19 protein-coding genes are annotated in these 24,418 nt (G+C 65.9%); 1 reads left to right on the forward strand and 18 read right to left on the reverse strand.

Annotation, left to right across the window (positions count from 1 at the left end):
- Position 1 precedes the first annotated feature (1 nt).
- Complete coding sequence (locus BOO71_RS16875; RefSeq protein WP_075834284.1) at positions 2 to 373, forward strand: hypothetical protein; 372 nt, start codon at positions 2 to 4, stop codon at positions 371 to 373.
- A gap of 18 nt (positions 374 to 391) precedes the next feature.
- Here BOO71_RS16875 and rimO read toward each other — a convergent pair whose 3' ends face one another.
- The 18 genes from rimO to pilM form a co-directional block, all read right to left on the reverse strand.
- Complete coding sequence (gene rimO / locus BOO71_RS16880; RefSeq protein WP_139322997.1) at positions 392 to 1,840, reverse strand: 30S ribosomal protein S12 methylthiotransferase RimO; 1,449 nt, start codon at positions 1,838 to 1,840, stop codon at positions 392 to 394.
- A 174-nt stretch (positions 1,841 to 2,014) separates the two neighbouring features.
- The gene (treY, locus tag BOO71_RS16885) at positions 2,015 to 4,876 is read right to left on the reverse strand and encodes a malto-oligosyltrehalose synthase (protein ID WP_075834288.1); all 2,862 of its coding nucleotides are present in this window, start codon (positions 4,874 to 4,876) and stop codon (positions 2,015 to 2,017) included.
- Positions 4,873 to 6,711 (reverse strand): malto-oligosyltrehalose trehalohydrolase, encoded by a 1,839-nt coding sequence (gene treZ / locus BOO71_RS16890; protein WP_083653541.1) that lies wholly within the window; start codon positions 6,709 to 6,711, stop codon positions 4,873 to 4,875. The genes treY and treZ overlap by 4 nt, the downstream gene beginning before the upstream one ends.
- A 150-nt stretch (positions 6,712 to 6,861) precedes the next feature.
- The gene (gene glgX, locus BOO71_RS16895; protein WP_075834290.1) at positions 6,862 to 8,997 is read right to left on the reverse strand and encodes a glycogen debranching protein GlgX; all 2,136 of its coding nucleotides are present in this window, start codon (positions 8,995 to 8,997) and stop codon (positions 6,862 to 6,864) included.
- Positions 8,998 to 9,216: 219 nt separating this feature from the next.
- The gene (locus BOO71_RS16900) at positions 9,217 to 10,029 is read right to left on the reverse strand and encodes a hypothetical protein (RefSeq protein WP_075834292.1); all 813 of its coding nucleotides are present in this window, start codon (positions 10,027 to 10,029) and stop codon (positions 9,217 to 9,219) included.
- 107 nt (positions 10,030 to 10,136) lie between these two features.
- Positions 10,137 to 10,877, reverse strand: coding sequence for an RNase H family protein (locus BOO71_RS16905; protein ID WP_075834294.1), 741 nt, complete (start codon positions 10,875 to 10,877; stop codon positions 10,137 to 10,139).
- Between the two features lie 280 nt (positions 10,878 to 11,157).
- On the reverse strand, positions 11,158 to 11,982 hold the full coding sequence (locus BOO71_RS16910; protein WP_083653543.1) for an alpha/beta hydrolase: 825 nt from the start codon (positions 11,980 to 11,982) through the stop codon (positions 11,158 to 11,160).
- Positions 11,979 to 12,410, reverse strand: a complete 432-nt coding sequence (gene aroQ / locus BOO71_RS16915; RefSeq protein WP_075834298.1) for a type II 3-dehydroquinate dehydratase — start codon at positions 12,408 to 12,410, stop codon at positions 11,979 to 11,981. Before aroQ ends, BOO71_RS16910 begins: the two co-directional genes overlap by 4 nt.
- A 25-nt stretch (positions 12,411 to 12,435) precedes the next feature.
- Positions 12,436 to 13,323: a dimethylarginine dimethylaminohydrolase family protein gene (locus BOO71_RS16920; RefSeq protein ID WP_083653545.1), complete on the reverse strand. Its 888-nt coding sequence runs from the start codon at positions 13,321 to 13,323 to the stop codon at positions 12,436 to 12,438.
- Between the two features lie 72 nt (positions 13,324 to 13,395).
- Positions 13,396 to 14,166 (reverse strand): ABC transporter substrate-binding protein, encoded by a 771-nt coding sequence (locus BOO71_RS16925; protein ID WP_075834300.1) that lies wholly within the window; start codon positions 14,164 to 14,166, stop codon positions 13,396 to 13,398.
- 32 nt (positions 14,167 to 14,198) lie between these two features.
- Positions 14,199 to 15,254, reverse strand: coding sequence for a 3-dehydroquinate synthase (aroB, locus tag BOO71_RS16930; RefSeq protein WP_075834301.1), 1,056 nt, complete (start codon positions 15,252 to 15,254; stop codon positions 14,199 to 14,201).
- The gene (locus BOO71_RS16935; protein WP_139322998.1) at positions 15,241 to 16,005 is read right to left on the reverse strand and encodes a shikimate kinase; all 765 of its coding nucleotides are present in this window, start codon (positions 16,003 to 16,005) and stop codon (positions 15,241 to 15,243) included. Before BOO71_RS16935 ends, aroB begins: the two co-directional genes overlap by 14 nt.
- A gap of 14 nt (positions 16,006 to 16,019) precedes the next feature.
- Positions 16,020 to 17,168 (reverse strand): chorismate synthase, encoded by a 1,149-nt coding sequence (aroC, locus tag BOO71_RS16940; RefSeq protein ID WP_075834303.1) that lies wholly within the window; start codon positions 17,166 to 17,168, stop codon positions 16,020 to 16,022.
- A 124-nt stretch (positions 17,169 to 17,292) separates the two neighbouring features.
- Positions 17,293 to 19,551, reverse strand: coding sequence for a secretin N-terminal domain-containing protein (locus tag BOO71_RS16945; RefSeq protein WP_075834305.1), 2,259 nt, complete (start codon positions 19,549 to 19,551; stop codon positions 17,293 to 17,295).
- 8 nt (positions 19,552 to 19,559) lie between these two features.
- On the reverse strand, positions 19,560 to 21,302 hold the full coding sequence (locus BOO71_RS16950) for a hypothetical protein (RefSeq protein WP_075834306.1): 1,743 nt from the start codon (positions 21,300 to 21,302) through the stop codon (positions 19,560 to 19,562).
- Positions 21,299 to 21,949 carry a type 4a pilus biogenesis protein PilO gene (locus tag BOO71_RS16955; RefSeq protein WP_139322990.1) on the reverse strand — a complete coding sequence of 217 codons (651 nt, stop codon included), beginning with the start codon at positions 21,947 to 21,949 and terminating at the stop codon, positions 21,299 to 21,301. Before BOO71_RS16955 ends, BOO71_RS16950 begins: the two co-directional genes overlap by 4 nt.
- On the reverse strand, positions 21,939 to 22,703 hold the full coding sequence (locus tag BOO71_RS16960; protein ID WP_254843196.1) for a fimbrial assembly protein: 765 nt from the start codon (positions 22,701 to 22,703) through the stop codon (positions 21,939 to 21,941). The genes BOO71_RS16955 and BOO71_RS16960 overlap by 11 nt, the downstream gene beginning before the upstream one ends.
- The gene (gene pilM / locus BOO71_RS16965; protein ID WP_075834308.1) at positions 22,690 to 23,868 is read right to left on the reverse strand and encodes a type IV pilus assembly protein PilM; all 1,179 of its coding nucleotides are present in this window, start codon (positions 23,866 to 23,868) and stop codon (positions 22,690 to 22,692) included. The genes BOO71_RS16960 and pilM overlap by 14 nt, the downstream gene beginning before the upstream one ends.
- Positions 23,869 to 24,418 lie beyond the last annotated feature (550 nt).

The following is a 24,418-nucleotide window of genomic DNA, read 5'->3' on the forward strand; positions in this document are numbered from 1 at the left end:
CATGCAAGATACGGCAGCGGAATACTTTGAGCGCTCAATCGTTAGAGCCAGAGATGCCACCATCAGTAATTTTGATGGCTACTTTACAGGCGAGTCCGGTGCTGAGTACGCACGCTTTATCCACAGCATCTACTCGCAGATTGACGACAGATCACGAGTTGCCGTAGATTCTCTGCTCCCTTGCATCGTGGACGAAACCATCGGAATCATGCTTCAAGTCTTTGATGAGATGATTGACGCCTACAAGATCAAATTAAATCTGGGCGACTCGGAAGTGTCAGTCTACGAAATCTATGAGTTGCTGGAGCCTGAGTTAAGACCCAAAGACGGCTGGATTCATAAATACAGCCGTCAAAGAATAGTGGAGATGTAAGGTTCTCCCAACCCTGACTCAATGCCCCCCGAAATGCCCTAATTGCGGCACGTTCGGCTTCCACTCGGGCCGTTCCACCACTTCCCCGAACAAGTCGTATTCATCGCTGTCCTCAATCCGGGCGCGCACGATGTCGCCGATTTTAACCCCACCCGCGAAGTCGCCCGCGAACAGGTAGACCTGGCCGTCAATGCCGGGCGCGTCGCCCTTGGTGCGCCCGATCAGGCGGGTTCCCGGCGCGTCGCCCTCGTCGTCGTTGAATTCGTCCACGATCACGTCCATCACGCGGCCCACCTTCTCGGCCAGCCGCTCGGTGCTGATGCGCTGGGCGACTTCCATAAAGCGGGCCAGCCGCTCCTGCTTCACGTCCTCTGGCACCGGATCAGGCAGGGCGTTGGCGTCGGCTTCCTCCACGTCCGAGTAGGCGAAGGCTCCCACGCGGTCTAACCTCGCATCCTCTAAAAAGGTCAGCAGCTCGCCGAATTCTTCCTCGGTCTCGCCGGGAAAGCCGACGATAAAGGTGCTGCGGATGGTCAGTTCGGGGCAGATGCCGCGCCAGCGCCGGATGGTGTCCAGTTGCTTGCCCGCGCCGGGCCGCCGCATCAGCTTCAGGATGCGCGGCGAGGCGTGTTGCAGCGGCACGTCCAGATACGGCAGGATCTTGCCCTGCGCCATCAGCTCCACGATGCGGTCCACATGCGGGTACGGGTAGACGTAGTGCATCCGCACCCACGCGCCCATCTCGCCCAGCTTGACGGCCAGATCGGTCAGGTGGGCGCGGACCTGCTCGCCCTGAAACTCGGACTCGCGGTAACGCACGTCCACACCGTAGGCGCTGGTGTCCTGCGAAATGATCATCAGTTCCTTGGTACCGCCCGCGATCAGGCGGAACGACTCGTACAGCACCGCGCCCGCGTCGCGCGAGACCTGAAGGCCGCGCAGCTTGGGAATGATGCAGAACGCGCAGGTGTGGTTGCAGCCCTCGGCGATCTTGACATAGGCGTAATGCCGGGGCGTCAGCTTGATGGTGGGCGCGAACACGTCGCCGTGCTTGGTGTTCTCACGCTCCGGGCGCATGCCCGATGCGGTGACGGGCAGCACGCCCGTGAACTCGTCTGTTTCAATCGGCAGCAGCTCGCGCACATGCATCATCACGTCGTCCACGGCCTCGCTGCCCGTAATCGCGGCGACTTTGGGGTGGCGTTCCAGAATCTTGTCGGGGCGCTCGCCCAGGCAGCCAGTCACGATCACGCGGCCCGTGGCCTCCAGCGCCTCGCCGATGGCGCTCAGGGATTCCTCCACGGCGGGGGTGATAAAGCCGCAGGTGTTGACGATCACGGCGTCCGCGCCCTCGTAGCTGGCGGCCACCTCGTACCCTTCCACCCGGAGCTGGGTCAGGATGCGTTCGCTGTCCACCAGGGCTTTGGGGCAGCCCAGGCTGATGAAACCGACTTTCCTGCTCGCCATATTTTGCTTGCCCACTGTTTGTTTATCTACAGTTGTGGGCGAATCTACCGTTTGAGTCATGCGCTCTCCTCCGTCCTCTCGCCTCACTCCAACAGGGCGGAGGCAGGGTCAGCCCGTCAGTGTACAGGCCAGCAGCGGGACAGAGGTAGGGCGCACGTTACACGCTGGAGCAGCTCAGCGTTTCACCAGCAGCGCCAGCGGAAAGTCCTCCAGCACCTTTGCCACCGGAATCTTGCCGCCACGCACCTTGAAGCGTTCGCCCGTCAGCACATTCTCGAACGTCCCGGAGGCGGGCAGCGTGAGCTGGCGCGTGCCCCACGTCTCGCCCAGCGCCCAGGGAACCGCCTGACGGGTCAGGGTCAGCGTCAGGCGCGGCGCAACGGTGACCGCCAATTCGCCCTCGTGTTCGCGGGCAAAGGCCAGCAGGTGACGGCCGGCGTCTATGGAGCGGTAACTCCCCGCCTGGAACAACTCCGGGTGGGCGGCGCGGGTTTGCAGGGCGGCCCAGGTGACCAGCGTTTTCACGCTGCCGTCCTCATAACTCCCCAGCAGTTTGCGGGCCAGTGGCAGGCCCACGCCCTTTTCCAGCCGGGTCAGGCGGCGGGTCAGCCCCTGATAATCCACCGGGCGGCGGTTGTCGGGGTCCACCAGACTCTGGTTCCAGCCCTCCGAACCCTGGTAGGTGTCGGGGACACCGGGGGCGGTCAGGCGGGCGAGCGTGGCACTCAGGCCGTTCTGCGCGCCGTAAGGGTTGATCAGCGTATGCAGATCGCGCAGCGCACCAGCGAAGCCGCTGTCGGCCAGCAACCCGCGCACGAAGCGGTCCATTGCCGCCTCGTATTCCTCGTCGGGGGCAGCCCAACTGGTTCGCAGCTTGGCCTCGCGGCTGGCCTTGAGCAGGTAGGCGCTCAGGCGGTCCGGGAAATCTGTCAGATCGCCGGACAGCGGATAGGCCCCCAGCGCCGTTTGCAGCAGCGTGTAGGAATCCAGCGGACTGGGGGCCAGACCCAGCTCCTGCTCCTGGCTCAGCTCCAGAATGGGGGCGGCCCAGCGGCGCACGAAGGCCCCCCACGCCTGCGGCAGCTCGCTGATCACGCTGATGCGGGCGCGGGTGTCCTCGCCGCGTTTGGTGTCGTGGGTGCTGCCCGAGAGCATGGCGTGCGGCCAGCGCTGCGAGCGCTCCTGCGCGGCCTTGTGAAAGTCCTTGAGGCGCGTGCCGAAGTGCGCCGGATCGCCGCCCACCTCGTTCAGCGAGATCAGGCGGGCGTAGCGGTAAAAGGCGGTGTCCTCCGCGCCCTTGGCCGTCACCGGGCCGGTGAGTTGCTGGAAGCTGAGGGCAAAGTCGGCGTAAGCTCCCCGCGTCTCGCCGTCGGGCACGTCCATCGTCAGCACCGAAGCCAGGTAATCGAAGACGCTGGGGTCCAGTGGCCCGCCCTCGCGGCGGTTCTGGATCTTGGCGTCGCGCACGGCCCTGGCAATCTTGGCATTGTCGCCGGGTTCGCGGTCTCCGTTGGCGCGCAGATACGTGCGGTAGACCGGGAAGGTGGCGATGACCTCGCGCACAGCGTTGCGCAGCGCCGAGAGAGTGAAGTCGCGCGAACGCAGGTCCGACTCGCCCAGCCGCTCCAGCGATTCGGTCAGCACGTTGACCTCGCCGGGCAGGCTGACGCGCTGGATCAGTTGCTTACCCCGGTACAGATGCTCGCCGTAGCTGAGGCGGTCCCCGGTGAAGCGGCGGTAGATGGCGCTGATCTCGTCCTCGTGGGTAGAATCCACAAAAACGCCGTTCAGCTCGGCCAGGAAGTCGTACCCTGTGGTGCCGTCCACCGCCCAGTCGTTCGGGAGGTGTTCCCCCGGCTCCAGAATCTTCTCGGCCACCACGTACAGCGGCAGCGGGCCGCCTACACCGGGTTTCCAGTCCACGCCAAGCGCCTCGGCAGCTCCGGCTTGCAGCGCCTGGAAATACCCGGCAGGATCGTACAGGCCATCGGTGTGGTCCAGCCGCACGCCCTGAACGACGCCCTCGCGGATCAGCCCGAACAGGGTGGTGTGCGCCCAGGCAAAGACGCGCGGGTCTTCCATCCGCAGCGCCGCCAGATCGTTGATGTCGAAAAAGCGTCGGTAATTGATTTCCTCGGCGGCCACCTTCCAGAAGGCCAGCCGGTAATTCTGCTCGCCCACCAGCGCGTCCAGCCCGGCTGGATCGGCGTTGATGGCCGCAAGTGCGGCGTCCAGCGCGGTCTGCACCTCGGCGGAGGTTTCCAGCAGCGCCCGCAGGCGGCGGGTCATGACCTCCAGTTCCTGCGCGCGGCCCAGGCGGTCCACGTCGGTCAGTGCGTCGGAAGAGCTGCGGGGCAGGCTCTCCATGCTGCGCGCTAGACTGGCGAGTTCCGCCCGGATGCTCTCAGCGGCGGCGCGCGGAAGCTGTTGCCCCACCGCCGCCAGCACCGTGCCGATGCTGCGCGGCGACATGGGCAGCTTGCGTTCCCAGTAGCGCACGAAGAAGCGGCCCCCGGCGTGTTCCAGCGCCAGCTCGCCGTTCTCCAGCACCCGCCCGTACTGATCGCCCAGCACCGGCAGCAGCACTTTGCCTTCCAGCGCGCGTTTCAGCGGCTGCCACGAGATATCGAAGAAGTGCGCGTAGCGACTGGCCTGCCCGTGCATCAGCACGTCTTCCCAGTATGGGTTGTGGCCGCCCTGAATGCCCATGTGGTTGGGCACGAAATCCACGATCACGCCCAGCCCCAGCTCCTGCGCCCGCGCCGAGAACTTGCGCAGGCCACCCAGGCCGCCCAGTTCGGGATTGACCACCGAATGATCGGTCACGTCGTAACCGTGCGGACTGCCCGGCGTGCTGCCCCACATCGGCGACAGGTACACGTCCGAGACGCCCAACCGCGCCAGATACGGCAGAATTTTGCGCGCATCGGCAAAGTTAAAATCCCTGTTCAGTTGCAGGCGGTAGGTGGAGGAGGGGATGTGGGTTGTTTTGGGTTGTGGGGTGTGGGCTGTAGGTTGTGGGTTTGTGGCGGTCATACGTTCCCCAGAAGAACAACCTCGCCCACGGGCAGGGAGGTGAGGGTGGTAGGCGGTCCGTCCGTCTGCTCGGAGTGGAGGACGACGCGGGTGGGGAGCGGGTGGGGCAATCTCAGTCTGCCCAGCGTCACCTCTGTCTTGCCCACGTTCCACAGCAGCAGGCGTTCGCCTGCCGGGTTGCACTGGCGCACCCACAGCACCTCGCCCTCGCTGCCCGCGCTCAGGTGCTGGCGTGAGCGGTCTTGCAAGACCGGGTCTTCGCTCCGCAGCTTGAGCAGGGTCTTGTAGAGGCCCAGCGTCCGGGCGTGTTCGCCGCCGTCTTTCTCTTGCCAGTCCAGTTTGGCGCTCTCGAAGGTGCTGCGGGCCTGTGGGTCTGGCACTTCCAGATGCTCGAAGTCACTGAAATACGCGAATTCCTTTTTGCGCCCCTCCGTGACCAGATGGCCCAGTTCCCCGGAGTGATCACTGAAGAAGGGAAACGGCGTTTCGGCGGCCCATTCCTGCCCCTGGAACAGCAGCGGCGTCATCGGCAGCGTCAGCAGCAGCGTGGACGCCCCCCGGAACTGCTGGATGCTTACCTTCGCGTGCTGCTGAAGCCGGTCCCCGAGGGCGCGGTTGCCGATCTGGTCATGGTTCTGGATGCAGTACACGAAGCTGGGCGCTTCCAGCCCGTCCGAGGACTTGCCGCGTGCGTGTTCCTCGCCAGTCACGGACCAGAATTGGCCCTCGTACTTCCAGCCCCGGTTGATCACATGCGCCAGCTCGGCGGCGCTGCCCTGGAAGCCGCCGTAATAGCCCTCCTGCTCGCCTGTCAGGGTCACGCGCACTTCATGGTGGAAGTCGTCCACCCAGATGCCGTCCAGACCGTCATCCAGCACCAGACCGGGTTCGTTGCGGTGGTCCTCGGCCAGCAGCAGGTGGGTGCCGCCCAGTTCATGCACTTCCTGTGCCAGCTCTTGCAAGATATGGACCGGGCTGTCGTCCTGCATGGCGGCGGTGGCGTCCAGGCGCAGGCCGTCGAACCCGTACTCGTCCAGCCACATCAACGCGTTGCCAGTCACATAGCGGCGCATGTGGGCCTCGGCGTAATCCAGGCCCATGCCCCAGGCGCTGGAAAAACGCTCGGTAAAGTAGCTGGGGCTGTAGGCCGACAGATAGTTGCCTGCCGGGCCAAAGTGGTTATAAACAACGTCCAGAAACACGCCCAGCCCCAGCCCGTGCGCGGCGTCGATGAAGGCCATCAGGTCTTCGGGCCGTCCGTAGGGCGCGTGCGGCGCGTACATCGCCACGCCGTCGTAACCCCAGCCGCGCTCGCCGTCGTAGGCAGCCAGCGGCATCATCTGGACGGCAGTGATCCCCAGCTCTTTCAGGTATGGCAGCTTTTCCTGCGCGGCCTGATAGGTGCCTTCGGGGGTAAAGGTGCCGACATGCAGTTCGTAGAACACACACCCGTCCAGCGCGACGCCGTTCCAGTCGGTGTTCTTCCAGGTATAGGCGTCGGGATGGTCCACCTCCGCCTCGCCGTGTACGCCGTCCGGCAGAAAGCGGGCGTATGGATCGGGCACTTCCTGACCGTCCAGCACGAACAGGTAACGTGCGCCCGCCCCGACGGGCAGAACCGCCTCAAAAAAGCAGTCGCCCAGGGCGGTCATGGGGTGCAGCGTGCCGTTTACCCGCACCTCCACCTGCCCGGCGGTGGTACTCCAGACCCGGAAACGCGTCTGTTCTCCGCCGGGCAGCAGGTGCGCGCCCAGCCGGGTTTCGGGGGCGTCCTGGGGCAGTGAGGTGATGGGGGCCTTGAGGTTCTCGGTCTGTTCTCGTGAGGGGTGGATCATGACTTGCTCCTTCCAAATTGCCCTGAATTTCAGACAATTAACATTTCAGCCTAGAGGCTGGCGCAGCCCCGGCCATGAGAAAAACGCGAAGGGACGCCCACGCAACTGCCGCGTCTGGCGTCCCCCTGAAGCTGTGATCGCAGCCCGAATCTAGCCGCGCACGCAGCGGTACAGCTTGACGCTGCGCGCCTTGAGCGTGGTTTCCTCGCCCGTCTTGATCTGCTCCTCGGCGTTGTCGTCGGAGGTATCCAGCAGCAACTCCCAGTTGTCGCAACTGTCCAGATCGGGGAGGCGGAAGGGCAGGTCCACGTAGGAACTGCTCAGGAGCAGCAGCAGATCGTCGTCGTGCAGGGCGTTGCCCTCGGCGTCCACATCGTCCAGACCGTCGCCGTCCAGAAAGAGGCCCAGGCTCTGGGTCTGGTTGTTGTTCCAGTCGGCGTCGGTCATGGTCTGGCCGTCGAAGCGCAGCCACACCAGATCCTGAATGTCCTCGCCCCGGATGGTGCGCCCGGAGAAGAACTTGCGGCGGTGCAGCGAGGGGTGCGCCTTGCGAAGAGCGATGACCTTTCGGGTAAAGGCCAGCAACTCCTCGTCTACATTTTCCCAGTCGTACCAACTGATCTCGTTGTCCTGGCAGTAGGCGTTGTTGTTGCCGTCCTGGGTGCGCCCGATCTCGTCGCCGCCCAGGATCATCGGGGTGCCCTGGCCCAGCAGCAGGGTGGCCAGGAAATTGCGCTGCTGCTGACCGCGCAGGGCGTTGATGGCCGCGTCGTCGGTCTCGCCCTCCACACCGCAGTTCCAACTGATGTTGTGGTTGTGGCCGTCGTTGTTGCCCTCGCCGTTGGCGTCGTTGTGTTTGTGTTCGTAGGTCACGCTGTCGCGCAGCGTGAAGCCGTCGTGCGCGGTCACGAAGTTGATGGAGGCATAGGGCGCGCGTCCGTCGTTCTGGTACAGATCGCTGCTGCCCGTCAGGCGGTAGCCGATCTCGGAGGCCAGCCCACCCTCGCCCTTCCAGAAGGCGCGCATGTCGTCGCGGTAGATGCCGTTCCACTCGGCCCAGTTGACCGGGAAGTTGCCCACCTGATAGCCGCCCTCGCCCACGTCCCACGGCTCGGCGATCAACTTGACCTGAGAGATGATCGGGTCCTGGTGGATGATGGTGAAGAAGCCCGAGAGCTGATCCACTTCATGCAGCCCGCGTGCCAGTGTGGAGGCCAGATCGAAGCGGAAGCCGTCCACGCGCATTTCCGTGACCCAGTAGCGCAGCGAGTCCATGATCAGTTGCAGCGTCTGCGGATGGCGCACGTTCAGGCTGTTGCCGGTGCCGGTGTAGTCGAAGTAGAAACGCGGGTTCTCGGCCACCAGGCGGTAATAGGTGGGGTTGTCGATGCCCTTGAAGCTCAGGGTCGGCCCCATGTGGTTGCCCTCGGCGGTGTGGTTGTACACCACATCCAGAATCACCTCGATTCCGGCGTCGTGCAGGGCGCGCACCATGTTCTTGAACTCGGCCACCGCGCCCGAAGGGTTGCCCTTGCGGGCCTCGGCGGAGTAGCGCACGTCAGGGGCAAAGAAGCTCAGCGTGCTGTAGCCCCAGTAGTTGGTCAGGCCCTTGTCCAGCAAAAAGGGATCGTCCAGATGCTGATGCACCGGCAGGAACTCGATGGCGGTGATGCCCAGTTCCTTGAGGTAATCGAGCATCGGCCCCGTCGCCACGCCCGCGTAGGTGCCGCGCAGGGCCTCGGGGATGTCCGGGTGGGTCATGGTCAGGCCCTTGACGTGGGCCTCGTAGATCACCGACTGGTGAAAGGGGACATTGGGCTTGGTGTCGCCCACCCAGTTGAACACCGGATCGATGACCACGCCCAGCGGTGCGCCGCGCTGTTCCCCCGTCTGCATGGTCAGGTCGTCGCCGCCCGGCACGTAGCCGAAGACGCCCTCGGCGAATTCCTCGGTGCCGCTCAGGGCCTTGGCGTAGGGATCGAGCAGGACCACGTTGGGGTTGAAGCGCAGACCGCGTTCGGGGGCGTACTCGCCGTGAACCCGGTAGCCGTACTTCTGCCCCGGCGCGACGTTGGGCAGATAACCGTGCCAGACGAAGGCGGTCTGCTCGGTCAGCGGATGACGGGTCTCAACGCCCGCATCGTCGAACAGGCAAAGTTCTACGCCGCCCGCGTTCTCGCTGTACAGGGCAAAGTTGGTCCCCTTGCCGTCCCAGGTGGCCCCCAGCGGGTAGGGGGTGCCGGGACGCATTCGGATGGTAACGGGAGGCTTTTCGGTGGTTGGCATATCGCGTGAAACTCCTTGAAAGGGTCTGAATCCTGTGAACGTCACTTCTTTTCCAGTGGTCACGAGGTCAGGCCCGCAAATAGCAAGAGAATAGGGGAGAGGACAGTTTGTTGCATCTGCCCTCTACCCCCTTGGTGGAAACGCTACCAGAACTGAAGCCCCGCATCTGTAGGCCGATTTGCAGGTCCCCTTAACCATTCTTGAGAGAGCCGGGGCGGTCTAGAACTCCAGCCGTCCGCGCGGGCCGCTCAGCCGGGCCAGCTTTTCGGGGGTCCACAGTTCGTAGTCGTACATCGGGTACTGCCGCTTGAATCGGCCCACCTTGTCCCAGACCTCGCGCGACTCGAAGGGGATCACCATGATCAGGCGGATCACGCTGTCCTCGTAGTCGTAGACATAGAAATCGAAGTGGAAAGCCGACTCGTTGCCGCTGTCGCTGAACAGCGGGAAGGGGAAGGGGCGGTAACGCCACGCCTTTTTCTTCTCGGTCAGCACGGCAGCGGCCACCCGTTTGAGGTTGCTCTCGGGAAAGGTCAGCTTCTCGCCGTCGCGGTCCTTGAAGACCGTGTCGGGCGGCGGCGCGTCCAGTTGCACCCTCTTCAGCTCCGGCATGGGCTTGCGGCCCAGCTTGGGGGGCGGTTTGCGTCCGGGGGCGGGCTTGAAGGTCCGTCCTGCCGCGCCTTCCTTGCGTTCGCCTCTGCTATCCGCGCTGCGTTCACCTGCCGCCCGTTCACCTGCTGCCCGCTCCCCCGGTCCGCGCCGCGCCGGATTGGTGGCACTTTTTGCCCCGCTTGCTCCACCGGGCCGCCGCTCCGTCTGTGTTGCCCGGCTGCCTGATGGTTTTGCAGGTCCTGTTCTGGCTCCCGTCCTGGTTCCTGGCCTGCCGCTTCCTGCGGTCTCTACCTCACTGCCGCGTGAGGTGGTGCGTTCGCGTGGTGCAGGCTTGACCGTATCGCGCGTCGCTCCGCCGCGTCCCTGCGCCGTGTTGCGCTTTGGGGCGCGTCCCCGTGATCCTTTCTTTGGCCCCGTCATGTGGGCAGTCTAGCGGCTGGATGCACAGACCAATGGAAGACGGTGGCTGGACAGGCCCGCCCATGCTGATCTCTCGTGCTGATCTCTGGCCGCCGCCCACGCCCTCCCTAGCCCACGCCCAGAAACTCCACCTGCACCCCCGAAGCCTCCGCTGCCTGCCGGGCGCTGAGCAGGGCGGCCTGGGCGGCGGGGCGCAGCGCGCGTTCCGGGCGCTGCCACAACGCCTGGGCCACCTTGCTGGCGCGGCGTACCAGCAGCGATTCGCCGGGCTGGGCCAGTTCCACCGCTGCCAGCAGGGCCTGGGCGCTGGGCGGCACCTCGGACATGGGGTCCAGCGTGACGTGCGCCGTGACGCGCTCGCCGCTACGGCGCAGGCTGACGCGGGCCTCGGTCAGGGCGGGGCGCTGCTCGATCAGCACGTCGGCCTGCGCCGCATGCAGCCCCGGCGTGCCGCCCCCGCGCCGCGCGTCATTCGCCAGATTGTGCGCCGAGAGCATGTGCCGCCGCGTGCGCGGCAGGTAGCCCACCCGCAGGGCCACGCCACGCGTTTCGGCCTCGTCCATCACCTCGCGCGCCCGTTCGCCCAGATGCTGGCCCCCGCGCCCGCGTGAAACGGCGGCGATCACGGCCTGATTGTCGGTAAACACGCTCAGGGGTTCGCCTGCCGGGGCCAGCCGCACCGCTTCCAGCACGGCGCGCAACTCTGCCGCGTTGTTGTCGGGGGCCTCCAACTGGCCCTGAAAGCGCTGTGGCAGGCTGCCCGGCGTCCGCAGCACCAGCCCCCAGCCGCCCACGCCGGAGCCGTCCGGGAGTTCATGCCAACTGGCATCCACGTAAGCGTGATTCACGGCCCGCCTCCCTGTGCTGTAGATGCCGCGTCATGCTGGGCGGTTCCTGATTTCACACCCCAGCATCGCTGTTTTTCAGAGCGGGCGCAATCGGCCTGATGGCTGACCTTTCGCTCATACAGACTGCTCTGGATTCCAATTGCTGTTCTGGGTTCTCATTGAGAATTGCCAGCTCATGCCTGAACAGGGTTTTCATGCAATGCAGGTATTCACGCGGTGACAGTCGGTTTTGATGGAGCCAGGAAGCAGGAGACACGCCTCCCTTCTGGGGCCATTTTCTCTAATTTTCGCTCAGCAAGAACCGCAGAGCGTCCGGCAACCGCACCTTCCACGCCGTTTCACGGTGGATTCCTTCCGGGTCCGCCTGGAAGCGCAGGCGTTCGCCCAGGCCCTTTTCCAGCAGCAGGTCACGCATGGCGTGGGCGTCGTCCCAGTACGCCTGCTGCTGCTCCGGGTGATCGGTGCCTTCCTTGCCGCCGATGTCCATCCAGATCCTGCCCGCAATGGGTGGACTGTTCCGCACGCGCCCAAACGCCTCACCCGCGCAGGCCCAGAAAGCCGGACTCATCACGCCCGCTCCGCTGAAGACCTCCGGGCGCGTCAGCAGGGCGTGCAGGCTAATGAGTCCGCCCATGCTGGAGCCGATCAGCGATGTGTGCGCGGCGTCCGGCAGGGTTCGCAGGTTGTCGTCGGCCAGTGGCTTGACCGTATCGATCAGAAAGCTGAGGTAATCGTCCCCGCCCCCGCCGCCTTCCACTTCCGGCGGAAAGCCGGGATGACGCACCGGGCTGTACTCGTGGTAGCGCCGCTCGTCGCCGTTGGGAATGCCGATGGCGATGGCTTCCAGCCCCTCCGCCGCCAGCGCGGTTAGCGTCTCGTCGGCCTCCCACTCGCTGATGTTGTAGCTGATGGCCGCATCGAACACGTTCTGGCCGTCGTGGAAATAAACCACCGGGTAGCGTTTGTCTGGCTGCGATTCATAGGAGGGTGGCAGCCACGCCAGCATGGTGCGGGCGGCGTGTTTGTCGTCGCCCACGCCCTCCCACTGAAGCAATGTTCCGGTCACGGTGCTGTCCGGCTTCGCGGCGTAGGGTTGCCAGCTCACGCTTCCGCCTCGATCAGGTATTCCATCCCTAAACGGTATCCCAGAAAGCCCAGACCGCTGATCTTGCCCTTACAGACCGCCGCCGTCACCGACCTGTGCCGGAACTCCTCGCGGGCGTCCACGTTGCTGATATGCACCTCTACCACGGGGAGTTGCTGGCCCGAGATAGCGTCGCGCAGGGCGTAGCTGTAATGGGTCAGCGCGCCGGGATTGATCACGATGCCGGAAAAACCCTGCTCCTGCGCTTCCTGAATCCATTCCAGAAGCTGGCCCTCGTAGTTGCTCTGGCGGCAGGTGACGGCCTCGCCCAGTTCCGCGCCCCACGCCTCGCACTGGCGCTCCAGGTCTTCGAGGGTCTGCGAGCCGTACACGCCCGGTTCACGCAGGCCCAGGCGATTGAGGTTGGGGCCGTTGAGGATCAGCAGCATGAATTGAGGTTAGCAGGGCGAACGGTCAGGCGCGGCGCAGCAGCGGTTTGGTCAGGCAGGTGGGACCGCCCTCGGCCTTCAGCGACAGCTCCTCGCCCACGTAGGTGTGGACGGTGAAGCCCGCCTCTTCCAGCCGCTGCTGCGTCACTGGATTGCCCGCCAGCATCAGGCAGGCGGTGGGCGACAACGCCAGTACGTTGGACGCCTGGGTGGGGAATTCGGCGTCGGGAATCTCGATCAGGCGCATGTCTCGGCGCTGCAATTCCTGCCACAGCGGCACGGGCATCAGGCGCGGATAGACCACGGCGGCGTCGGGGGCCAGCGGGCTGATCACCGACATCAGGTGCAGGCACGCCTCGGCCCCGTCGTAGACCGGCATGTCGTAGGCCAGCACCGTCACGCCGCGCGGCTCCAGCAGGGCGCGCAGGGCGGCCACACCGGCCTCGTTGGTGCGGAAGGTCCGGCCCACCGCCAGCGTCTGATCGTCCAGCCAGAACATGTCGCCGCCCTCGGCCCGCTGATCCCCCGTCAGGCGTCCGATGACGGGGACGCCCAGCGCCTCAAATTGCTGTCCCAGCGCCGCCTCTTCACCCTCACGCAGCGCCTTGCCCAGTTGCAGCAGAATCGCGCCGTCGTTGGTGATCAGCGCCGGATCGTACACGAACACCGAATCGGCCCGCGTGGGCTGGTCCACCTCGTGGTAAACCACTTCGGCCCCGGCCTCCCGCAAGATGGCCGTGAAGGCGTCGTGTTCGGCCTGCGCGGCGGCCAGATCGGGGCGGGCGGTGTAGTGCCACGCCACCGGATCATCGACGGCGAACGCGCCATCGGGCCGCTTGACCAGCACCCGCCGCAGCGGCGCGGTCATGCTCTGGTGAAAGATGGGGGTGGGCGTCGTTTCCGGTGTGGTCATGGGGACTCCAGCAAAAGGTAGGGCGGAGAGGGCAATCGAACCTCTCCGGGGCATAGGTTCAGAGAGTTGACTTTACTTGCAGCGAATATCGGTCTTGAAGTATTTCTGCGAGATCTTGTTGTACGTGCCGTCCTTCTGCATGGCGGCCAGAGCGGTGTCCACGGCAGTCTTGACCGCCGCGTTCCCCTTGCCGATGGCGAAACCGATCTTCTCCTGAAACAGCATCGAGCCGATCTGGAGTTTGGCCGCCGGGTTCTTCTCCTGCGCGGTCAGCGCCACGAAACGGTCCGTCACGAAAGCGTCCGAGCGTTTGGCCAGCAGGTTTTGTAGGGCGGCGGGATCGCTGGGCAGCGTCTTGATCTCGCCCACCCCCGGCACCTCGCGCAGCCGCTGGAAATAGGTGGTCCCCACCTGCACCACCACCGTCTTGCCCTTCAGGTCCGCCACTGTTTTTGGCCCACCGGGAGGGCTGAGGATGACGCCGCCAGAGCAGTAGTCGGGCGTGCTGAAATCCACCGCCTTGAGGCGTTCGGGCGTGATGCCGTGCGATCCCACCACGATGTCGAAACGTTTTTGCCCCAGCCCGATCAGCAGGTTGTCGAAGGGCTGGTATTTCCAGACGGGTTTGAGGTCCAGGCGGCGGGCCACCTCGTTCATGACCTCCACCTCGAAGCCGCCCAGGGTCTCACCCTTCAGAAAAATAAACGGGGGATAGGTAGGATCGGTGCCGATGGTCAGGCTACCGGGAGTAAGGAGTGTGGGAATGGACGCGGCAGAGGCGACGCCCGTTCCGATCACGGCGCTGAGGGACAAACCTAGAACTGTGGACTTCCACTTGAACATACGGTCCTCCTGAAGGGGTTCAGTGTGACAGGTCAGTGCGCGGCGGGCAGGCGGCCCATCTGCACCTGCCATTCCGCAAATGCTTCCTGCAACACGGGTTCCGGCACCCGCGTCAGGTACGGCTGGGCCAGATCACACAGCAGCACGAAGCGCACGCCCTGTGCATCGGCCTTCTTGTCGCGGGCCATGTAGGGCATGACATCCTCGAAGGTTAGCGGGGGCAGGGGCGCGGGCCGCTGCCAGTTCAGGAAAGCCAGGGTGTGCGGTGTCAGGTCCGCGCCGCCCATTGCGCGTGAAAGGAGGGCGGCGTAGTGCATGCCGTAGCCCACCGCGTCGCCGTGCGTGACCGCGTGGTCCGTGACCGCCTCCAGCGCGTGCGCCAGCGTATGCCCGAAGTTCAGATAGGCCCGCTCGCCCTGCTCGGTCAGGTCACGGGTGACGACTCCGGCTTTGACGGCAATCGCGTCGGTCAGCGTGTCTTCCAGAATCGCGCCGCCGGGCCTGAATTCCGGCGAAAGCACCCGCTCCAGCAAACTGGGATCGGAGATCAGCCCGTGCTTGTACGCTTCGGCAGCGCCCTCGCGGAACACGGCGTCGGGCAGGGTTGCCAGCGTATCGGTGTCGCACCACACGGCCCTGGGGGGCCAGAACGCGCCCACCAGATTCTTGCCCTCCGGCAGATTGACGCCTGTTTTGCCGCCCACCGCCGCGTCCACCATGCCCAGCAGCGTGGTGGGCAGCGTGTAGAAGGCCACGCCGCGCAGGTAACTGGCCGCCGCAAACCCCGCCAGATCGGTGGCCGCGCCGCCGCCCAAGCCCACCACCGCACCGTCGCGGGGAATGTTGGCGGCAGCGAGTTTGGACAGCACGCTGCCCAGCACCTCCAGCGTCTTGCAGTCGTCGCGGGCCGGAATCTCGATGGTCATGATGGGGGAGAGGCTGGCCTGCACCGCCGCCACGAATTGCGCGGGCAGATCAACCGGATGAATCAGCGCGATATGTCGCTCTGGGAGTTGCAGACCGGAGAGCAACCCCGTCCCAACCTCCACCCCATACGGCTGCGCCCCGCCAACCTCAATCCGCCGCACGGTCCGCCACGGCTTCGGATTCGGGGGTCTCGGCCCAGGCGTGGGCGGCATCGGACCAGCTCCACAGCCGCTCGATGATCTCCTCCACGATTTCCTCGGAGGGCCGCCCGTCGCTGTGGACGTGGATGGTGCCCTGGCGGTACACGCCCTCGCGCTCGTCCATCAGGCTGCGGATGCGGCCCAGGGGGTCCTCGGCGCGCAGCAGCGGGCGGTCACTGTGCTTGGTGCGCTGGTACACGGTTTCGGGAGTGGCCCACAACACCACCACCGGGCCGCGTTCCAGCAGCGCGGCGCGGTTGGCCTCATGAATGAAGGTGCCGCCGCCCAGACTGATGACCGCGTGTTCCAGCCGGGAAACGCGGCTGACCACCTCGGCCTCGCAGGCGCGGAAATAATGCTCGCCCTCCTGCTCGAAGACCTCGGGGATGCTCTTGCCCACCACCCGCGTGATCAGCTTGTCGGTGTCCACGAAATGCAGCGCCAGGGCGCGCGACAGTTCCCAGCCCACGCGGCTTTTTCCAGTGCCCATGAAGCCCGCCAGCGCCACCCAGTCCACTGGGCGTTCGATCAGGCCCGTACCCCACATGGGGGACAGTCTAGAGGACTCGCCTGTGAGCGGGGTAACAAAGGCACGGTCTGACCCGCCTTCGGGTGCTTCGGGCGGGGCCGCCAGCAGCACCTGAAGCGCGTCCTCCACGCATTCGGGCAGGCATTCCAGGGAGGCTTCGCTGGGAGGTGGCGGCGGCGTCATTTCGTTCAGGGTCACTAGTAGGACTGCGCGTAGGCCCGCGCCGCCGCCACCCGTTCCTGCAACTCGGCCAGGGTATCGCCACCAAATTTTTCCTGAATGGCGTCGGCGATCACCAGCCCGATCACGCATTGCAGGATCACCCCGGCGGCGGGCACGGCGGTGGTGTCGCTGCGCTCGCGGGCCGCGTCGGACGCCTCGTGCGAGACCACATTGACGGTGGGCAGCGGCTTCATCAGCGTGGCAATCGGTTTCATCGCCACGCGGACTACCAGTTCCTCGCCGTTGGTCATGCCCGCTTCCAGGCCGCCCGCGCCGTTGGTGTCGCGGGCATAAGTGCCTTCACGGTAATGAATCGCGTCATGCACGCCGCTTCCGGCCTTAACGGCGTTGTCGAAGGCCCGCCCGATCTCCACCCCTTTCATGGCCTGCACGCTCAGACACGCCTGGGCAATGCGCCCGTCGAGCTTGCGGTCCCAGTGGACGAAGCTGCCCAGGCCCACCGGCAGGCCCCGGAAACGCACTTCCAGAATGCCGCCCAGGGTGTCGCCGTCCTTCTTGGCCGCGTCGATTCGTTCGCGCATCTGCTCGGCAGCGTCGGCGTCGGGGGTTCGTAAGTCGCTGTCCTCGATGGCTTCCAGCGCGTCCCAGCTAAACTCCTGTTTGGTTTCGATTCCGGCCAGACTGGATACGTAATTCGCGCCCTGAATGCCCAGTTCCTCCAGTAGCTTGAGGGCCACACTGCCCACCGCCACGCGCGCCGCCGTCTCGCGGGCGCTGGCGCGCTCCAGCACGTCGCGCAGATCCTTGTGACGGTATTTGATGCCGCCGGTCAGGTCCGCGTGGCCGGGGCGGGCGTCGGTCAGGGCCTTCTTGCGCGGCTCGCCCCCCGGCTCCGGCGACATGATCTCGGTCCAGTTGCGGTGGTCCTTGTTCTCGATCACCAGGGCAATCGGCGCTCCAGTGGTCCGTCCGGCCCGCACGCCGCTGAGGATGGCGGCCTCGTCGGTCTCGATCACCATGCGCCGCCCGCGCCCGTAGCCGCCCTGCCGCCGCCGCAGCCACGGGTCGATGTCCCCTTTGCCCAGCGGCAGCCCCGACGGCACCCCCTCGATGATGGCCGTCAGTTGCGGCCCGTGCGATTCTCCAGCGGTCAGATACCTCATATGGGGTGACTGTAGCGCCCGCCCCGCGTGTGCCGGGCCGCCATGCCCAAACAGGGCAGGGAGTTTGGAGGGCAACGAAAAGCCCCCCTCCATTCGCAGGAGAGGGGCCAGACTGGAGCGGAACTTACTTGACGACGCTCCCGGTGATGACCACCAGCAACTGGGTCTGCTCTTTCTTGGTGATTTCCTTGCCGAACAGACCGCCGATCACAGGAATACTAGACAGGAACGGAACGCCGTCGTTGTTGCGGGTTTCCTTGGTCTTCAGCAGGCCGCTCAGGAGCAGGGTTTCGCCGCTCTTGAAGGTCAGCGTGGTCTGCGCCTCACTGTTGGTGAACTGAAGCAGATTGGGCACTGTCGCGGCGGTGATGGCGGTGGTCAGATCATTGACCTGGCCGCGCACACGCAGGGTGATCGAGCCGTCCGGGGCCACCTGTGGGTTGTAGAAATCCAGGTTGACGCCGTAATCGATCTGTTTGTCGATGCCAGGGACGTTGGCCGCCGCCGAGGGAATGTTGATCTCCAGCCGTCCGCCGGACTTGATGCTGGCCGCTGCACTGGCCGAGGCGTTCTGGGTCTGGCCCCCACCGTCCAGCGAACGCTGACCGCTCTGCATGGTGATCGCGCCGTCGTAGACGCTCTTGGACAGGCCCTGGTTTTGCAGGGTGTTCAGCGTTGCGCCCAGGTTGAAGCCCATCAGGCTCTGGGTGGGGTTGAAGGCCGCGCCCAGCCCGCCGCTGCCCGCCGAGACCGTGAAGCCGCCGAAGCCCGCTTTCCAGTCGATGCCCAGGCTGCGGCCCGCCGTCTCGGTGATTTCTTGAATGCGGACCTGCACGTTGATCTGCGGCACCTTCTGGTCCAGTTGCGGGATCAGTTGGGCCACCTGCTCGACCTGATCGGAAGTGCCGCGCACGATCACGCTGTTGGTGCGCTTGTCTGCGATGATGGTGGCGGGCTGGGCCGCGACACTGGCTGCGCCATCTGCTGCCGTGCCCGTGGTCTGCGGTTGCAGCGGCAGATTGGCCAGGGGACCGCTCACGTAGGGCTGCCCGGTAATCGGGTTGATCAGGGTGGCATTGGGGGTCAGGGTGTTCGGGGTCACGTCACGGGCCAGGGTGCCTTCCAGGGTGGCCTTGACGTCCTCGGCGCTGGCGTTGACCAGGGTAAAGACGCGCTGCACGGTGCTGGCGGCCACGGGCGCGGCCATATCCACCTGTCCCAGCAGGGCCAGCGCAGCGCTGAGCTGTTCCTGTGGGCCGCTGATGACCAGCCGCTCGGTGGTGCCGATAGGCGTGACTTTCAGGCCCGGATACTGCGCGGCCAGGAACTTGGTCACGTCATCGGACTTGCCCTTGGCGGAGTAGACCTGGGTGCCCAGCTTGGGGTCTGGCGCGGCGCTCACGGGGCGGTCCACCTGGGCCAGCAGCTTGAGGGCCTCGCCGAGCTGATCCTCGGGGCCGCTGACCACGACCTGTCCGGTGGTGCCCACGGGCGAGACGTTCAGGGCCGGATACTGCTTGGCCAGCAGCGCCACCACGTCTTCCTGACGGCCATTGACGCTGTACACGCGCTGGACGTTGGGAATCGGGGTGGGCTTGACCACGGCGGGGGCCGACGCCTGCGCGGCGATGATCTGGTTCAGCAGCCTTTCAACCTGCGCGACTTCCTGGTTGGTGCCCCGGATGATCACGCTGTTGGAAACCGGCTCGGCCACGATCCGCATGGTGGGCGAATCCAGGATGATTTCTTCCTGGCTGGCCTCGGTGGTGGTGGCGCTGCTCTGTGTTCCGGCGGCGCTGGCCCCCGCTGCCGGGGCGGCGTTGGTCTGGCTGCTGGTGATCTTGCGCAGGCTGCCGAAGGACAGCTTGAGCTGACGCTCGGTGTCGGCGGCGCTCAGGCCGGCGGGCAGCCTGACGATCTTCTGAATGGGCTTGATGCCCACCCGCAGCACGGTCTTGCCGCCAATCCCCAGCGACTCGTAGCTGAGGCCGTAGATGTCCAGCACCAGCGGCCAGACCTCGTTGAAGGGCTTGTCCTTGAAGGAGTACGACACGACGCTGCCGGTTGCGGCGGGCGCTGCGCCAGCAGGAGTGGCGGCGGTGGGGGCAGAGACACTGTTGGCCTGCAACACGCCGTCCACCGAGGGTTCGATGATGATCTCGTAGCCCGCGCTCATGGCCAGGGCGATCAGCATGGAGGCCAGATCGCTGCCTGCGCGGCGGACCTCGAAGGTCACCTTCGCGCCGGAAAGCTGGGGGTCGGCCACGGCGGCCTGTGCGGCGCTGATCTTGGGAGCGGCGGCGGGAACGGCCTGGGTGGGGGTGGTCTGCGCGGCGGCCATGCCGAGCGCGGCGGTCAGCAGGAGGGCGTAACGGTTCATCATGGCTTGGCTCACCTTTGGTCCAGTTCGAGAGTTTTGAGTTCTTTGCCCAGGCTCAGGACAGCGGTGGTGGCGCTCACTTCCTTGACCGTGACCTGAGAGTTGGGGAGGGTCTGGCCCACGGCGACGACCACGTAACCGTCCTGGCCCCGGAAGATGGCGGTGTTGATGGGACCGAGGACGGCGGCGTTAAAGGCCAGTTGCTGCTTTTGCACGAACAGATCGAGCTTGCTGGCACTGGAGGCCGTGTCCGTCGCGTTGCCCTCGGCTGCGCCCTGGCCCAGCGAGGTGATGACCTGTGGACTGCTGCCGGGAGCAGGGGTGCCGGACGCGCCGCCGGTGGACCCTGGGCGGCCAGCGCCAGTGATGGTCGTGGCTGCCCCCTGGGCGGGTCTGGACGGGGTGACGGGCACGCGGGTCACGTTTGGCACGTTCATCCCGGTGATGGGCGGCACGATGGGCTTGGGCGGTTTGGGGGCGGTGATGACCACCGCGCCCTGCGAACTGGTCTGGCCACTGGTCTGTCCAGCGGTCTGGCCCGGAGTGCCTGCGGCGTTCGGGTTTCTGGAGGCCGCCGTGCCCGAACCGCTGCCTGTGCTGCTGCCAGCGCCCGTGCTGCCGCCGATCACGGTCACGCCGGAGTCGCCGCTGTTGCCGGAGATGGTGCGGCCAGGGGCGCTACCGGAAACGGTGCCGCCTGCGCCCGTGTTGCCGGAGCCGCCAGGAATGGCGCTGCTGGAGGTGACGCCGCTGCCAGGGATGTTCAGACCCGCGCTGGGGTTGCCCAGTCCTGTACTGCCGTCCCCACCGGGAATGCTGGGCAGGCCGCTGGTGCTGCCGGACGTGACGCCCGTGCTGCCGCCCGCTCCGGGGATCGGGCTGATCGCCAGCGGTCCGGCGTTGGTGCTGGGCGTGATCGGCGTGGTCTGCACGCTGCCGCCGGAAGTGCTGGCCTGCGGGCTGGACGGTCTGCCGCTGCCGGCCAGACCCGAAGCGGCTGCCGGAGCAGCGGCGTTCTGGGCGCCGGCCTGGGTGCTGGGGTCCACCGACAGGGGCCGGAAGGGGTTGTTGCGGGGCACGCTGGCGATGCTGGCCTGGGGGTTGATGCCGCCGGGGGTCGCCGTGCCGTCGGGCGCGCTGGGCACCTCGGGGGTGGGGAAGGGCGGAATGACCTCGATCTCCACGGGCCGGTTGGGCTGCACGGCCAGGGCGCCGGGGTTGCCTGCGCCCACGGTGCCTGCACCTGTGCCGTTCTGCCCGGACGCGCCGCTGGACGGGATCAGGGGCACCGTGTCCGCGCCATTGCCCAGACCCGTGCCACCGGGGGCCGCGCCGGTATTGGAGCTTGTGCCGGGCTGTCCAGCGTTCGCCGTGGGGGTGCTGGGCTGGTTGTCGGGCTGGCTGCCGGGCTGGCTGGACGTCGCCGCGCCGTCGGCTGGAGTGTTGCCTGTGGCGCTGGCTGGATCACTGGAAGGATCGCTGGCTGTCCCTCCATCAGTGGCCGTCACGCCATCGTTGCTGGGGGCCGTGTCGCCGGGAGCCGTGCCCGTTGCGGTGCCGTTGGCCGGATCTGCGCCCGTACTGGGCAGGGCCTGGGGGTCCGTCCCAGTGCCTGTCGTTCCGGTGGGAGAGGAAGGGGCAACCAGCGTGCGGCTGTTGGTCCAGACATACCACGCGCCGATCAATGCCACCATCAGGAGCAGCAGCAGCAGCAGTTTCATCTCGCGGGAGAGTTTGATGGGCGCGCGGGTCACTGGGTTCCTCCTGGGGCGCTGGTGGGGGCGCTGGGGGCCGCTTCCGGTGCCTGTGTGGTGCCGCCTGCGGCCTGCGCGCTGGCCTGGGCCGGGTCGAAGGTATAGACGGTCAGGCCCAGGGTGCCCTGCAATTCGGGATCGAAGCTGGTCGCGGCGGGCAGTTGCAGCGCCACGTTGTTGACGGTGGTAAAGCGGCCAGCCGTTTCCAGGGCGCGCAGGGTCTCGAACATCTGGGCAAATTTGCCGGACACGCCCACGCTCAGACCGATGGGCCGCACGCCGCCGGGCAGATTGCCTGCCGCGCCGCTGCCCTGTATAGCGAAGGTATTCAGGGTGGCCCCGCTGGCCGCCATGGTGCGGCTCAGCTCATCGAGAATCGAGTTGAAGTTGGCGGCATCGGGCAGGGCGGTCACGAACTCCTGCTGATCGACGCGCAGTTTGGCGACGCGTTCACGCAGCGCGGGCAGGCCCTGCGAGGCCGAACGCATGGTGGCCACGCGGGTCTGGAGCGGCTCGATCTGACTTTGCAGGTCCGTGATCTGCTGCTGCCGGGGCTGAAAGCGCAGCACGAACCACAGCGCCAGCACCAGCAGGCACACGGCCATGACGATCAGAAACAGGTTTCTGGGAGAGAGTTTAGTTAACACTGCCCGCTCCTTGTGCCGGTGGGGCTGCTGGCGTGGCTGCCGGTGGGGCTGGGGCTGCGCCTGGAGCAGACTGCACCGCTGGCGTCTCGGTGCCCACAGGTGGCCCGCCCACGATCCCGACGCTTGCGGTAAAGGTGTAGCGTTTCTTCGCGCCCGCCGCGCCGTTCTGGCCTGCGCCGATCAGGGCCGCTCCGCCCTGCGCGTCACTTTGCAGGGACTTGAAGTTCACGCCGAAATTGGGGTTGTCCTCGTAGAGTTTCAGGAAATTCACCACGGCCTGCTGGCTGGTGGCCGTGCCACTCAGATCGATCTCGCGCGTCACCGCCTTGCCCATGTAGATGCCGCCCTGCTGCAACGTGATCAGGTTGCCCGCGTCCAGATTGCGGATGGTCATGGAATTGACCGCCAGGCTGCCGTCATTGGGAAGCTGCGAGGTAAAGGCGGCCAGATCGTTGGTCCAGTACGTTTTGCCGGTTCTGAGCTGCTGGGCGATGGACGTGACCTGTTCCAGGGTGCGGGCCTCCGCCGTCAGGGTGTCGAATTCCTGCTTGGCGGGGGCCAGCGCGGCGACGTCGCCGTTCAGGGCGTCCAGCTCGCGGTTCAGGTCGCCCACGCGGGTGGAGGTGACCACTTCCGGGATCAGGATGGCGGCCACCAGCGCGATGGGCAGGGCGTAGGTGGCGTAGCGCCACGCGCTGGGGGCGGACTGCCTGCGGTACTGCGCGGGCAGCAGGTTGATTTCAACCACGGCCACTCACCCCCCGCAGCGCCAGCCCCAGCGGCACGGTAAATTCCGGCGCGTTGGTCTGAAGGTAGCCGGTGTCCACGTTGGCCTGATCGGTCTGCACGGTCAGCCACGGGCTGGCGATTTCCACCCGGAAGCCCAGCGCATCGCTGATGGCCGCCGCCAGACCGCGCAGTTTCGCGCCGCCGCCGGCCAGGAAGGTCCGGTCGATGACCACGTCGCCGCTCTGGACGCGGTAGAACTCCAGCGAGCGACGGATCTCGGTGATCAGGTCGCCCAGCACCGGGCGCACCACCTCGAACACGCGCGCCGGGCTGTACTGCTCGCGGGCCATGTCGAAATTCAGCAGGTCTTCCTCGTCCTCGGTGGGCGTGGTGGCCGTGGCGTAGCCCAGCTTGACGTCCTCGGCGGCGCTGAAGTCCAGATCGAAGGCTTTTTGCAGCGCCGTGGTGAAGTCGTCGGCGGCCACATTGATGTTGCGCGCCATCAGCACGCGGTCACCGCGCACCAGACTGATCACCGAGCTGCTCGCGCCGATCTCCATGACCAGCGCCACCTCGCCGGATTCGGTGTAGTTGGTGCCGGTCAGGGTGCTTTTGGTCAGGTGTTCGCCCAGCAGGTTGCCGCGCAGGGCGCGCAGGGCCGCGAAGCTTTTCAGATCGATCACGGTGGGTTCCAGGCCCGCCAGCCGCAGCACCTCAATCTGCCGGGCCACCGCCTCGGTGGGGGCGGCGGCGATCACCACTTCCAGTTGTCCGTCCTCGGGGATGGTGGCCGGGTCGTCCAGGATGTCGAAATCCAGGCTGACGTCGTTGATCGGGTACGGGATGTAGCGTTCGGCCTCCCACTTGATGGCTTCCTGGAGGTCCTTGCGGTCCATCTTGGGCACCATGATGTTGCGTGTGACCGCCGACTGGTTGGGCACGGCGGTCACCGCGTATTTGGTGGTGATGCGGTGTTCGGCCAGCAGCTTGCGCAGTTCGTTGGCCACGGCCTGGGGTTCGACGACCAGACCGTCCTGCATGCTGCCGATGGGTGTGGGCGTCATCACGGCGTGCAGCAGCGAGGGCGGTGAACCGGCCCGCAGCGCCACCACCTTGATGGCGCTGGTGCCGATTTCTACCCCGAGCGCAGCGGGGCGCGGGTTGAGCAGACGTTGTACGAAACTAGACATTCTCCCTCCAGATTAGGGTGGATTTTAGCAGGCGCTCATCTGTCGGGAGCTGTTCCAGACGGGGAAAAGGGGCGAAAGACGGCGGGCGGGAGGACGGAACGCTGCGGCTACCATAAGCCCCTCCATGCAACCATTCCGGTGCTTACCGAACTCTGACACGGTGAAAAACGGTGTCTGGGCGTCAGGCTGCACTGGGCGGTCTGGACGCATGAAGACAGTTTTTCTGCCACGCAGTAGAAAATAGGGGGCGTTAATAAAAAGTCTCTTTTCTAAGAAGTGTGTGGAAGGGCCTCGGGGGGATTCAGGCAGTTGAAAGAGCGGGAAGACGCCCCCCGCAGAGCTGACCCGCCGAACAGTATGGCCTGGAATGGGGGTGGCGCTGATTGCGCTGGCCGCATTGCATAGACGGATGTGGGCGAACAGAGGAATGCGTGCAGTCGGGACACGGCCATCGGTACACAACAGTCGGCCCAGGGCAGTTCGCACAGAGCAGTTCGCACAGAGCAATTCACACGGAGTAGATGTGGCCGGGGAGTGGCATCCTGGCCCC

Source organism: Deinococcus marmoris (genome assembly GCF_001949125.1).
Lineage (GTDB): Bacteria > Deinococcota > Deinococci > Deinococcales > Deinococcaceae > Deinococcus > Deinococcus marmoris_A.

What these genes read in the sequence shown, in the direction of transcription:
- BOO71_RS16875 (WP_075834284.1), top strand. Translation starts at nt 2, where the DNA reads ATGCAAGATACGGCAGCGGAATACTTTGAGCGCTCAATCGTTAGAGCC.
- rimO (WP_139322997.1), bottom strand. Translation starts at nt 1,840, where the DNA reads ATGGCGAGCAGGAAAGTCGGTTTCATCAGCCTGGGCTGCCCCAAAGCC.
- treY (WP_075834288.1), bottom strand. Translation starts at nt 4,876, where the DNA reads ATGACCGCCACAAACCCACAACCTACAGCCCACACCCCACAACCCAAA.
- treZ (WP_083653541.1), bottom strand. Translation starts at nt 6,711, where the DNA reads ATGATCCACCCCTCACGAGAACAGACCGAGAACCTCAAGGCCCCCATC.
- glgX (WP_075834290.1), bottom strand. Translation starts at nt 8,997, where the DNA reads ATGCCAACCACCGAAAAGCCTCCCGTTACCATCCGAATGCGTCCCGGC.
- BOO71_RS16900 (WP_075834292.1), bottom strand. Translation starts at nt 10,029, where the DNA reads ATGACGGGGCCAAAGAAAGGATCACGGGGACGCGCCCCAAAGCGCAAC.
- aroQ (WP_075834298.1), bottom strand. Translation starts at nt 12,410, where the DNA reads ATGCTGCTGATCCTCAACGGCCCCAACCTCAATCGCCTGGGCCTGCGT.
- BOO71_RS16920 (WP_083653545.1), bottom strand. Translation starts at nt 13,323, where the DNA reads ATGACCACACCGGAAACGACGCCCACCCCCATCTTTCACCAGAGCATG.
- BOO71_RS16925 (WP_075834300.1), bottom strand. Translation starts at nt 14,166, where the DNA reads ATGTTCAAGTGGAAGTCCACAGTTCTAGGTTTGTCCCTCAGCGCCGTG.
- BOO71_RS16935 (WP_139322998.1), bottom strand. Translation starts at nt 16,005, where the DNA reads ATGACGCCGCCGCCACCTCCCAGCGAAGCCTCCCTGGAATGCCTGCCC.
- aroC (WP_075834303.1), bottom strand. Translation starts at nt 17,168, where the DNA reads ATGAGGTATCTGACCGCTGGAGAATCGCACGGGCCGCAACTGACGGCC.
- BOO71_RS16945 (WP_075834305.1), bottom strand. Translation starts at nt 19,551, where the DNA reads ATGATGAACCGTTACGCCCTCCTGCTGACCGCCGCGCTCGGCATGGCC.
- pilM (WP_075834308.1), bottom strand. Translation starts at nt 23,868, where the DNA reads ATGTCTAGTTTCGTACAACGTCTGCTCAACCCGCGCCCCGCTGCGCTC.